This is a genomic window from Thauera sp. WH-2, from assembly GCF_048321015.1.
Taxonomy (GTDB): Bacteria; Pseudomonadota; Gammaproteobacteria; order Burkholderiales; family Rhodocyclaceae; genus Thauera.
In genome coordinates, this window is the sequence record NZ_JBLWFG010000001.1 from 825531 (window position 1) to 837352 (window position 11822).

Annotated in this window: 6 protein-coding genes; 3 read left to right on the forward strand and 3 right to left on the reverse strand. The window is 69.2% G+C overall.

Translation table 11 applies throughout. The features are described 5' to 3' along the window. Positions 1–74 precede the first annotated feature (74 nt). Together ACNKW1_RS03965 and fdhF are read left to right on the forward strand one after the other, a co-directional pair. Positions 75–1856 carry an NAD(P)H-dependent oxidoreductase subunit E gene (locus tag ACNKW1_RS03965; protein WP_418363281.1) on the forward strand — a complete coding sequence of 594 codons (1782 nt, stop codon included), beginning with the start codon at positions 75–77 and terminating at the stop codon, positions 1854–1856. After that, positions 1853–4672 (forward strand): formate dehydrogenase subunit alpha, encoded by a 2820-nt coding sequence (gene fdhF / locus ACNKW1_RS03970; protein WP_418363282.1) that lies wholly within the window; start codon positions 1853–1855, stop codon positions 4670–4672. Before ACNKW1_RS03965 ends, fdhF begins: the two co-directional genes overlap by 4 nt. Here fdhF and ACNKW1_RS03975 read toward each other — a convergent pair. Continuing rightward, positions 4658–6658, reverse strand: coding sequence for a chorismate-binding protein (locus tag ACNKW1_RS03975; RefSeq protein ID WP_418363283.1), 2001 nt, complete (start codon positions 6656–6658; stop codon positions 4658–4660). The two genes, fdhF and ACNKW1_RS03975, sit on opposite strands and share 15 nt — an antisense overlap. A gap of 229 nt (positions 6659–6887) precedes the next feature. On the opposite strand from ACNKW1_RS03975, the gene ACNKW1_RS03980 reads away from it, so the two are divergent. Continuing rightward, complete coding sequence (locus ACNKW1_RS03980; protein WP_418363284.1) at positions 6888–8966, forward strand: alkaline phosphatase D family protein; 2079 nt, start codon at positions 6888–6890, stop codon at positions 8964–8966. Between the two features lie 38 nt (positions 8967–9004). On the opposite strand, the gene ACNKW1_RS03985 is transcribed toward ACNKW1_RS03980, so the two are convergent. Both ACNKW1_RS03985 and ACNKW1_RS03990 read right to left on the reverse strand, forming a co-directional pair. Next, positions 9005–11041: a sigma-54-dependent Fis family transcriptional regulator gene (locus tag ACNKW1_RS03985; protein ID WP_418363285.1), complete on the reverse strand. Its 2037-nt coding sequence runs from the start codon at positions 11039–11041 to the stop codon at positions 9005–9007. A gap of 356 nt (positions 11042–11397) precedes the next feature. Beyond that, the gene (locus tag ACNKW1_RS03990; protein ID WP_418363286.1) at positions 11398–11778 is read right to left on the reverse strand and encodes a DUF779 domain-containing protein; all 381 of its coding nucleotides are present in this window, start codon (positions 11776–11778) and stop codon (positions 11398–11400) included. Positions 11779–11822: the final 44 nt, after the last annotated feature.

The window sequence follows — 11822 nt, forward strand, 5'->3', positions numbered from 1 at the left end:
CGCACGGCGCGCCGGGGAGTACAGTGCGGGAGCAGTGCCGAAAGGGCATCCCAGCAAGCCAGGAACATGCGCCGATGACGCCACCGACTTCATCCTCCGCGGCACCCGCCGCAGGAACAGACACGACGCACGAACGGGTGCGCACCCGCGCCACCCCGCGCGGCCGCCAGCTCGACGCCGACGCCGAACGCGCCGTGGCCGACCTGCTCGGTGGCCGCCCCCGTAGCCGCGATGCACTGATCGAGCACCTGCACGCGATTCAGGATCACTTCGGCCACCTGTCGCTGAACCACATGCACGCGCTCGCGGCCTGGATGCGCCTCCCGATGGCCGAGGTCTTCGAGACCGCAAGCTTCTACGCCCACTTCGACCTCGTGCGCGATGACGAAACCCCGCCGCCGGCGCTCACGATCCGGATATGCGACGGCCTGCCCTGCCAGCTCGCCGGGGCCGCGCATCTGAAGGCCGCACTGGAGGGCGCGCTCGACCCCTCCAGCGTACGCATCCTGCGCGCTCCCTGCATGGGCCAATGCGACTGTGCGCCAGCGGCACAGATTGGTCATCGCACGCTCGGTCATGCCACTCCCGAACGCGTACGCGCGACCCTGGCACCAGGCGGCGCTGCGCCTGAGCATCCCCCCTGGCAGCGGCTCGAATCCTATCGGGCCGAAGGCGGCCATGCCCTGCTCGAAGCCCTGCGCACAGGCGCACTCGAGGCAACGCACATCGAGCATCTGCTGCGCGATGCTGGCCTGCGCGGCATGGGCGGCGCGGGTTTCCCGACCTGGCGCAAGTGGCAGGCGGTGCGCGCAGAAGCCGGCCCCCGCTACGTGGTGATCAATGCAGACGAAGGCGAGCCCGGCACCTTCAAGGACCGTCATTACCTCGAGCGCTGGCCCCACCAGGTACTCGAAGGCGCACTGGTGAGCGTGCAGGCGCTCGAAGCCGAGGCGGTCTACCTCTACCTGCGGGACGAATACGCGGCACTGCACACCGTGCTGCGCGAAGCGATCGCCGAACTGGAGCAGGCCGGGATCACCCGACCCGGCTTCATCGTGCTGCGCCGCGGCGCAGGCGCCTACATCTGCGGCGAGGAATCCGCGCTCATCGAGTCGCTGGAAGGCAAACCCGGCAAGCCGCGCCATCGTCCGCCCTTCGTGGCACAGCACGGCCTTTTCGGCCGCCCGACCCTGGTCAACAACGTCGAGACGCTCTACTGGATCCCGCTCCTGCACGCGAAAGGCGCGGCGTGGTTCGCCAGCCAGGGGCGGCATGGCCGCAGCGGCCTGCGCAGCTTTTCGGTCTCGGGGCGGGTGAACAAGCCCGGCGTGCATGTCGCCCCGGCAGGCATCACGCTGCGCGAGCTGATCGACGAGCACTGCGGCGGCATGGCGGCGGGCCACCGCCTGCTCGCGTGGCTGCCCGGTGGCGCCTCGGGCGGCATCCTGCCCGCGAGCAAGGCCGACCTGCCACTCGACTTCGATACCCTGCAGCCACATGGCTGCTTCATCGGCTCGGCCGCGGTGGTGGTGATCTCGGACCAGGACGACCTGCGCGCGGCGGTGCAGAACCTGCTTGCCTTCTTCGCCGACGAATCCTGTGGCCAATGCACCCCGTGCCGGCTCGGCACCGGGAAGATGCTGGGCCTGATCGAGCGCGACCAGTGGGATGTCTCACAGCTGCAAGGACTTGCGCAGCTGATGCAGGACGCCTCGATCTGCGGCCTCGGCCAGGCCGCTCCCAACCCGGTGCTCAGCCTGCTGCGTTTTTTCCCGGATGAGCTTTCGCGCCGGGGCGTTCGGCTGATACACACAGCGCCGGCCACGCAGGCCGGCCACGAAGAGGACGCGCGATGAACACGGCACAAGGCCACACGGCCTCATCCGAAACAGATAACGAAGCCTTCGAGATCACGCTTGACGGGGTCACCGTCACGGCCTTCCCCGGCGAAACCCTGTGGCAAGTCGCGGCACGGGCAGGCGAGCGCATCCCCCACCTGTGCCTGCGTGATGCACCCGGCTACCGACCGGACGGAAACTGTCGCGCCTGCATGATCGAGATCGAGGGCGAACGCACCCTGGCCGCAAGCTGCATCCGCGAGGCGCGGCCAGGCATGGTGATCAGGAGCCGCAAATCCGGGCGCGCACGCAGCGCGCGCGAGGGCGTCATGGCGTTGCTGCGCACCGAGCAAGCCGCGCGCGAGGACAGCCCCGACCGCTCCAGCCATTTCTGGGAGCTGGCGGAGCAGATGGCCCTGCTCGACGCCCCCGCGGGGGTGGAGGAGGACGCTTTCCTGGTCCGCGTCTCGCACGCGTCGGCGCCGGATGCCTCGCATCCAGCGATCCGCGTGAATCTGGATGCATGCATCGCATGCCGGCTGTGTATTCAGGCCTGCCGCGAGGTGCAGGTCAACGACGTGATCGGTCTCGCCCACCGCGGCGCGGCAACGAAGATCGTGTTCGACTTCGACGACCCGCTCGGCCACAGCACCTGCGTGGCCTGCGGGGAATGCGTGCAGGCCTGTCCCACCGGTGCGCTGATGCCCGCCAGCGTGGCCGACGCGCTTGGCCGCGGCAACTCGGCCTGCGCCGATCACAAGGTGGATTCGGTGTGTCCCTACTGTGGCGTGGGCTGCCAGCTCACCTACCACGTCAAGGACGGTCGCATCCTCTTCGTAGAAGGCCGCAACGGCCCGGCCAACGAGAACCGCCTGTGCGTGAAGGGCCGCTTCGGCTTCGATTACCCCAATCACCGCGGCCGCCTGACGACCCCGCTGATCCGCCGCGAGGGCGTGCCCAAGGGCGTGGATCCAGCCTTCGACCCGGCCAGCCCGCTCAGCCACTTCCGCCCGGCGAGCTGGGACGAGGCGCTCGAGTTCGCCGCCACAGGCCTGCGCCGCCTGCTCGACACCCACGGCCCTGGCGTGCTCGCCGGCTTCGGCAGCGCGAAGTGTTCGAATGAGGAGGCCTGGCTGTTCCAGAAGCTGGTGCGCACGGGCTTCCGCTCCAACAACGTAGACCACTGCACCCGGCTGTGCCACGCCAGCTCGGTCGCCGCGCTGATGGAATGCATCGGCTCGGGCGCAGTCACCGCCTCCTTCATGCAGGCGGCGCAAGCCGACGTAGTGATCCTCACCGGCTGCAACCCGACGGCAAACCACCCCGTCGCCGCCACCTGGTTCAAACAGGCCGCCAAACGCGGGACGAAGCTGATCGTGCTCGACCCGCGCGGCCTGGTCCTCGGCCAATACGCCAACCGCATGGTGCGCTTCACCCCGGGGAGCGACGTTGCGCTCTTCAACGCCATGCTCCACGTCATCATCGACGAGGGCTTGTGCAACAACGACTTCATCGCCACGCGCACCGAGGGTTTCGAGGCGCTCGCCGACCACGTCGCGCCGATGACGCCCGAGGCCATGGCGCCGCTGTGCGGTGTGGCGCCGGACGAGATCCGCGACATCGCGCGCCTCTACGCCCAGGCCGAGCGCGCGATGATTTTCTGGGGCATGGGGATCTCGCAGCATGTGCACGGCACCGACAACGCGCGCTGCCTGATCTCCCTCGCGCTCGCCACCGGCCACATCGGCCGTCCCGGCACCGGCCTGCATCCGCTGCGCGGGCAGAACAACGTGCAGGGCGCCTCCGACGCGGGCCTCATCCCGATGGTGCTACCCGACTACCGCCCGGTGGGCGACGCGCAGTACCGCGCCGCCTTCGAGGAACTGTGGTCGACGCCCTTGCCAGCCCAGCCCGGCCTCACCGTCGTCGAGACCATGGACGCGATCCACGCCGGCCGGGTGCGCGGGATGTACATCCTCGGCGAGAACCCGGCGATGTCCGACCCCGACCTGCACCACACCCGCGCCGCACTCGCCAGGCTGGAACATCTGGTCGTGCAGGACCTCTTCGTCACCGAGACCGCGCAGTTTGCCGATGTGATCCTGCCCGCCTCGGCCTGGCCCGAAAAGGACGGCACCGTGACCAACACCAACCGCCAGATCCAGCTCGGCCGCGCCGTCGTGCCGCTGCCCGGCGAGGCCCGCCCCGACTGGTGGATCATCCAGCAGCTCGCGTGCCGCCTCGGCCTCGACTGGGACTACGCCCACCCGCGCGAGGTCTTCGCCGAGATGAAGCGCGCCATGCGCTCGCTCGACCACATCGACTGGGCGCGGCTGGAGCGCGAGGGTGCCGTCACCTACCCCTGCCCCGCGGGCGACGCCCCAGGCAAAGACGTGGTCTTCGACGACCGCTTCCCGACCGCAAGCGGCCGCGCACGCTTCCGCCCCGCCGTGCCGCTGCCGCCCGACGAACCGGTGGACGCCGACTGGCCCACGGTGCTGATCACCGGCCGCCAGCTCGAACACTGGCACACCGGCGCGATGACCCGGCGCAGCGCAGTGCTCGACGCGCTTGAACCCGCTGCCGTAGCGACGCTGGCCCCGGGCGAACTCGCCCGCCTCGGCCTCGCCCCGGGCGCGCCCCTGACGATCGAAACCCGCCGCGGCTGCATCACCCTCGCCGCCCGCACCGACCCGCGGATGCCCGAGGGCATGGTCTTCGTGCCCTTCTGCTACGTGGAGGCCGCCGCCAACCTGCTCACCAACCCGGCGCTCGACCCCTACGGCAAGATTCCGGAGTTCAAGTACGCGGCGTGCCGGCTATCGGCGGGCTGAAGGCAAGACCGGACCCAGGCACCCGCGCTCGGCCTCGCCGGGCGCCAGCCGCGCCTCCAGCACACCGCGCAGCGCATTGGTGAGCACGATGCGCTCGGCGCGCAGGAGATCCCCCACCCGCAGCCGCCGCTCGCGCGCAGACCATGCGGGATCGGCCAGCAGCGCGGCGCGCATCGTGCCCGGCAGCACGCCACGCCCGAGCGGCGGCGTCAGCCACTGTCCCTCGACGCGCAGGAAGACATTGCTGCGTCCGCCTTCGGTCAGCCAGCCCTCGCCATCGAAGAACAACATGTCGAACGCACCACGCGCCTGCGCGGCGCGGATGCCTTCGTCGTAGCGGCTGCGCAGCGTGGTCTTGTGGCCGAGCAGACCGAACGGATCGTCAATCGGTGTGCGCGCAAGCAGCACCTCGACCGGCCCTGGCGGCAGCGGATCGAGCACCGCCACCGCGAGCTCGAAGCGTCCGTCCTTGTGCACGGCCAGCCGCAGCCGGTGTGCCGCGCCGCTCGGCAATGCTGCCACCGCCTGCTCCAGCCCGGCGACAATGCGCTCGCGGGAGAAACCGAAATCGAGCGCCACCGCGCTGGCTTCCAGCCGCCCCAGATGGCGGTCGAGATGACGCACACCCGCCTCGCGCATCGCATGCATCGTCTCGAAGAGCACAAAGCCGGGATCGAGCGCGGTCAGAAAACGGGCCTTGAGGCGGCATTCGGCGTATTCGTCGGCAGCGCGGCTGTCGATGACGATGCCCGCGCCCACCCCCATGCGGCCATCGCAGCCCGCACCGTCCGCGCGCGAGCGCAGGCTCAGGGTACGAATCGCCACCGACAGGCAGAAGTCGCCGCATGCACTGCCCGCGACGGGGGCGTCGATCCAGCCGATGCTGCCGGTGTAGAGACCACGCGGCGAATCCTCGAGCGCGGCGATCCACTGCATGGTCCGGTGCTTGGGCGCCCCGGTGATCGAGCCACAGGGGAACAGCGCGCGCAGCAGCGCGGGGAAGCCTGTTCCGGCGGGGAACTCGGCCTCGACGGTGGAGGTCATCTGCAGCACGGTCGGGTAGGTCTCGACCGAGAACAGTGCCGGCACGCGCACGCTGCCGGTGCGCGCGACGCGGCCCAGATCGTTGCGCAGCAGGTCGACGATCATCAGGTTCTCGGCGCGGTTCTTGGCGTCAGCCGCAAGCCCGCGGGCGATTTCCGCATCCTCTCCGGGATCCTGCGCGCGCGCTGCCGTGCCCTTCATCGGGCGGGCGGTCAGCCGGCCCCCCGTGTTGCGCAGGAAGAGTTCGGGCGAGCAGGACAACACCCAGTCCGGACCCGCGTCGCCACGCGGCAGGGCGATCAGCGCACCAAAGGCCACGGGCTGGTGCGCGCGCAGGCGGCGGTACAGGCTCAGCGGCAAGCCAAAGCTGCAAAAATCGAGCCGGTAGCTGTAATTGACCTGATAGGTTTCGCCCGCCTCAATCGCGTGGTGGATGCGCACGATCGCTGCATCGAAGGCGGCACGATCCACGGAGGCCCGCAGGTCGAGCACGCCGGCGGGTTCGGGCTCGGAGGGCTTGAAGACTTGAGCGGCGTCGGTGGGCTCGCAGGCCCCGCCAGCTGCGCTGGACACGCACGCCCGCTCGCGCGCCGCCAGCCACGCCGACGCCGCATCGGCATCGAGCCGCTGCATGTGCGCGAACATCAGCACGCGGAGACTCCCCGCATCCGCAGCGCTCAGGCGCTCGTGCCCCGCGCCGATCAGACGGGCGCCCCACTCGTAGTCGGCGAGCACCACGGCATGCAAGCCAGCGCGCAGGTCGGCATCCACCGCGCTCCACACCGTCTCCAGCGCCGTCGGGTCGTTACAGCAATGCTCGCGAACGAACATCGTGTACAGGCGGCTGGTCGGCGCAGCACGCGTGGCATGGCAGTCGTCGAGCAATGCGAAAGGCTCGATAGGCGGCAAGCCGGGCGGCAGCGTTGACGGATCGATGTTCACGGTTCTGGGGCGGGTGGAGATGGAGGAGGCGGGGCGGGCGAGGGGCGAGAAAGGGCGAGGCGTACGCGCGCCGAGACGACGCATGCGGACGCGAATTCTAACCCGCCAGCCCCCTAACCTACGGACGCGAGCCTGCAGGCTCGGCAAGCGTAGCGCCCACGCCGACCACGCTCTCAGGCGCCACGCGCGCAAGCTGCCGCTCACGACCCGGCTTTGATATAAACACGCCATGACGCTGCCACAGAAACACGCACCAGCCGCCACCGCCCCGAGCCCGTCCGTCACCGTGACCGCCACCACGCCCCCGGCAGGCGACGAACTACCGCTCGTGCTCGCTGGCCCGATCCTGCGCCGGGTCGAATCGCAACGCCTGGTGCTGTGGCCGGCCACCAGCCGCGCCGTGCAGGTGCAGATCGAAGTGGACACAGGGGAAGGCGCACCCTGCCAGTTCCGGCCCATCCCCGGCTCGCCGGCGTACCGCCTGCTCAAGGCCGGTGCGCGCCTGCATTACATGCTGATCGACCTCGCGCTCGAGACGCCACTGCCAGCCGGGCGATGGATCGGCTACGACCTTGCGCTCGCACCCGCCGACGGGATTGACCGCACCGGGACGGAAGCAGGTGCCAACTGGCAGCACTGGCGCGACTGGGCGCCCGAGCTGTGCTACCCCGACCGTGCTACGCCCGGCTTCGTGTTCGCCCCCAGGGTAGCCTCGCTGCTGCACGGCTCCTGCCGCAAGCCGCATCATGACGGCGGTGATGGGCTCACCCGGGTCGATCGCCTGCTCGGCGAGCTGATCGCCACCAATGCCGCCGACGCCGACCCCGCACCGGGCGAGGACGGCCTGCCCGGCTGGCCCTCCGCGCTTGTGCTGACCGGCGACCAGATCTATGCCGATGACGTTGCTGGCCCGATGCTGGGCGCAATCCACGCCCTGATCGGGCGCCTGGGTCTACCGGTCGAGGCGCTGCGCGGCGCCGAGGAAGCCGGCGTGCACGACGCCGCCGCGCTCTACGCCCACCCGGCGAGCTACTACCGCCGCGAAACCCTGCTCCCCCAGCACAAGCGCAACTACGCGCTCATCGAGGTGCTGTTCGGCGGCGTCGAGAAGCCGGTCTTCACCTCGGCCAGCGCACACAACCACCTGATTACACTCGCCGAAGTGCTGGCGATGTACCTGCTCGTCTGGTCCCCCGCGCCATGGGCCGGACTGCGCATCGCCCCACCGTCGAACCTGAGCGCGGAAGATGCCGCGCTGTGGGCGAAGGAGAGCGCGCTCATCGACACCTTCCGCACGGACCTGGCAGCAGTACGCCGCGCGCTCGCGCACGTCCCCGTGGCCATGATCTTCGACGACCATGACGTCACCGACGACTGGAACCTGAGCCGCGAATGGGAGGAGATCGCCTACGAGCACCCCTTCTCGCGTCGCGTGATCGGCAACGCCTTGCTTGCTTACGCGGTGAACCAGGGCTGGGGCAACGATCCGGACGCCTTCGACGACGCCTCGCTGGCGCACCTTTCGAAGGCGCTGCAGGCGCCCGGCGGCGACGCCCACGAAGACTGCATCAGGCATCTGCTGAAGTTCGAGTCCTGGCACTACGCCTGGCCGAGCACGCCACCACTGATGGTCCTCGACAGCCGCACCCGACGCTGGCGCTCCGAGCACGCCGCGCGCCAACCCTCGGGGCTGATGGACTGGGAGTCGCTCACCGACCTGCAGCACGGCCTGCGCGACCTGCCGGCGGTGCTGCTGGTATCGCCGGCGCCGATCTTCGGCGTCAAGCTGATCGAGGCGATCCAGCGCGTGTTCACCTGGTTCGGCCACCCGCTGATGGTCGACGCCGAGAACTGGATGGCCCACCCCGGCGCCGCACAGGCGATCCTCAACATCTTCCGCCACCGCAAGACGCCGCAGACCTTCGTCGTGCTGTCGGGCGACGTGCATTACTCCTTCGTCTACGACGTGGAGCTGCGCGGTCGCGAGCACGGCCCCGACATCTGGCAGATCTGCAGCAGCGGCGTGCGCAACGAATTCCCGCCCCGCCTGCTCGCGGTGCTCGACCGCCTCAACCGCTGGCTGTATTCGCCGCGCTCGCCGCTCAACTGGCTGACCCGACGCCGCCACATGCGCGTGATCCCGCGCAAGTACGAAGGCGCCGCCCGCGGCCGCCGCCTGCTCAACGGCGCAGGCATCGGCCTCGTCGAAGTCGACGCCGAAGGCGTGCCGTGGCGCATCCGCGAGCTGCTCGCGGACGGACGCACCATCGCTTTCGTTCGTGACGAGGACGCTGCACGCTGGGACTGAGCCAGCGCAGTGTGCCCCCCACTCGGGCGGACCTTGATTCAGAAGTCGCGACCGAGCCGTCGGTAAAGCGTATTGCGCGCGACGCCGAGATAGCGGGCCGCGGCGGAGAGGTTCCCGTCGAAACGCTCCAGCGCCTGACGGATCTTCGTCTCATCCAGTTGCCTGCTCCCCCGCATGCACCCAGCGGAGCGCACCGAAGGAGCCGCCTCGGGAAAGTCCTGCATCGACTGCGGTACGGGGGCATTTGCCGCCACCACCGCACGCCCGGCACCCGCCCCCCCCTGCAACACCTCCTCAGGCAGATGCCTGGGCAGGATGCTGAACTCCCCCTCGTCGAGCAGCACGAGGGCAAGCTCGATCGCATTCTGCAGCTGGCGAATGTTTCCGGGCCAGGCGTAGGCTTGAATGATCGCCATTGTCTCTGGCGCCAGACTCACGCGACCGGGCTCCGGGTGGCTGCCGGCGTCGATCAGGCAACGCGTCAGTTGCGCGAGGTCACTGCGCTCGCGCAGCGGCGGCAGGCGCACACTCAGGCCATTGACGCGGTAATACAGATCCTCGCGAAAATGCCCTGCGGCAACCCGTTCGCCCAGGTTGCGATGGGTGGCGCACACCAGCGCAACATCCACCGGAACGTCTTCGCACCCGCCGACTGGCTGGACGCAGCGCTCCTGCAGCACGCGCAGCAGGCGCGCCTGCATGGCCGCAGGCATGTCGCCGATCTCATCCAGGAACAGTGTTCCACCATGAGCCTGCCGGATGCGGCCCAGCGCCCCCTCCTTGCGTGCCCCCGTAAACGCACCGCCGACGTAGCCGAAAAGCTCAGACTCGATCAACGTTTCCGGAATCGCAGCGCAATTGACCGCAACGAACGGCCCTCCGGCGCGCGGGCTGCTCTCGTGGCAGGCACGTGCGAGCAGTTCCTTGCCCGATCCTGATTCGCCCTGGATGAGCACCGGAATGTTGCGCCCGATCACGCGGGCGCAGCGATCCAGCACCGCCTGCAATGCAGGGTCTCCGGTCGACAGCGCATCCAGCGTGACCGGCGGCCGAGCCGCCCGGGTCGGCGGCAGGCTCTCCCCACGGCCCCGGACCGACCGATCGGTTACGGGCGGTCCGACACGTTCCCCGACGTGCCAGGCGGGACTCACCCGGACTCGCGCAAACACAGCCCCACCCGAACGCAGCGCGAGCTCGGCCAAGGCCTCGGGATGACGGGCTGCGCGGCCGATCACCCATCCGAAACTGCTGCAGAAGAACTTTCCGAAGAGCCCCAGGTTTGCCGACTGCGAATCGCCAAGGCCCAGCAGCACCCGCGCCTGTCGGTCTGCAGCGACGATTGCGCCATCCTGGTCCACCGCGAGCAGGCCCTCCTGCAGACCGCCCACCCCTTCCGGGCGCGGATGAAAGGCGACGATCGCGTGGCGCGCACACTCGCTCTCGAACATCCGGCGCTCGACCACGCGAACGCTCATGCGTGCGAGTCCGAGCGTATGCGGCTGATGGCTGCGATGGTCGCCCGAGATGTCGAGCGCGCCGATGAGTTGCCCGCGGCTGTCCAGGATCGGCGCAGCGCTGCAGGTGAGCACACCATTGCATTCGAAATAATGCTCGGCACCCAGCACCTCGACCGGCGCGCGCTCGATCAACGCCGCACCGATTGCATTGGTGCCACGATGGCATTCGCTCCAGCTCGCACCCGGTTGCAGGGCAACCCGGCTGGCGCGATCGACAAAGGCGGGATCACCAATGCCGTGCAAGATCAAGCCACTCGCGTCCGCGAGCAAGACCATGCTCCCCGAGGCACGAATCTGCTCATGGAGGTGCTCCATGACCGCGCTCGCGTGATTGAGCAGCACGGTATTGCGCTCACGCGCCACGACCAGGTCACCGCGGGTCGAACCTGAAAACTCCCCCCTGTCGCCCACCTCCATCCTCAATCGCAGGCAACGTTCCCAGGATCGCAGCACGGGCGCGGCCACCCCCCGCTGGGGCAATTCACCGCGCTCAAGAAACCTGCGCCGCAACGAGGCCACCGCATTGGGCGCGACTACGTCTGCCGCTTCGAATCTCATCGTTTCGTCTCCCCCGCAGCCGATGCTCGGGCTGCTTGCAGACGCCCGGCGAGCTATCTCGATCGGTGCGATCGGCGTGGCTGCAGGCCAGCCCCCGACGCACGGGCCACATGCTAATCCGATCGCCGGCAACCTGGTGAAGTTGTTCGCGCCAAGGAATGGCGCAGCAGCAGTGCGCGACGCCCTTCTGACTCGCTTCGGCGCCGGCTGCCATGTCTGCCCTACCGCAATGCGCGCTCACGGGCTCGCCCCCGATGTGCGGTGCCCGGAGGTCACTGGCCAGGCAGGTGCAGCGGCTTTCCCGTGCGCGCGCCCCGGGCTGGGAAACCTTGTCCTTCTGACGCTGCAGAGCGCGCTCAGCCCTTGCGCTGAAGCTCTTCAGCGTCGATTTCAGCGAGCTCCTCGTCGCTGAACAGTCGCGACCGGGTATGGAAGGCCTTGCCCGTGCCCCCCTCGAGCGAAAAGGTACCGCCCTGCCCCTCGACCACGTCGATGATCAGCTGAGTGTGCTTCCAGTACTCGTACTGCGACGCGCTCATGTAAAACGGCACGCCGCCGATCTCACCGAGACGCACGTCATGCGGCCCGATCGTCAGGTCGGTGGGCAGGTAGCAGTTCGCCGCGCTGTTGTCGCAACAGCCGCCGGACTGGTGGAACATCAGCTCGGGGCCATGCTCGGCCTTGAGCTGCGCGATCAGCTCCAGCGCCGCAGGCGTGGCAATAACGCGTTCGACCATGGCTTCGTCCTCCGCAATGCAGAAAAGGGGGCGGTTGCCCGCCC